Here is a 536-nt window from a genome sequence, read left to right as displayed (position 1 = left end):
ACCAAGGAGGATCGACGCTGCTATCATTGCGCGTCGTTCATCTCGGCGCATAAGCTTGCTCCGTGGTCATTGCCAGATAATGGAGATCAAGCACGCCGTGGATCATGGTGGGGACGGCATCCACGAACTGTCTCATGTGAGGCGTTTCGAAATGTGCGTCCAGATCCTGCTTGCTGCGCCAGTTCTCGTAGACGCACCAGACGTCAGGCTCGTCGAGCGAACGATGGACATCATAATTGATGCAGCCTGGCTCGCTACGGCTTGGCTCGGCCAGCCGATTGAGCCAATCGCCGAGCACATCGGCGCTTCCCTGCTTTGCTCGCATGAAAGCTATGTTTGTAAGTTTCGTCATGGTTCTCTCCTCATCGTTTTTGAGAGGCAGCCAAATGGTTGTCCATGAGACAAACATGCACGACCTCGGCACGAAGGCGGTAGAACGCTTCTCTGCGCGGCTTGCCCGATTCTACAGGTTCCATAAATGGAAAAGCCGCCCGAATACGGCTCAGAAGTTAGAAACCTATTGCCAACTCGTGGCG

Annotated in this window: 1 protein-coding gene; it reads right to left on the bottom strand. The window is 54.7% G+C overall.

All coding sequences use genetic code 11. The features are described from left to right. Positions 1–37 precede the first annotated feature (37 nt). Positions 38–352, bottom strand: a complete 315-nt coding sequence (locus AB4Z23_RS28125) for a putative quinol monooxygenase (protein WP_112651819.1) — start codon at positions 350–352, stop codon at positions 38–40. Positions 353–536 lie beyond the last annotated feature (184 nt).

It is taken from the genome of Agrobacterium sp. MCAB5 (assembly GCF_052114365.1).
Classification (GTDB): Bacteria; Pseudomonadota; Alphaproteobacteria; order Rhizobiales; family Rhizobiaceae; genus Agrobacterium; species Agrobacterium tumefaciens.
The sequence above is the reverse complement of the archived record's forward strand: the minus strand, read 5'-3'. Positions and strand labels throughout refer to the sequence as shown.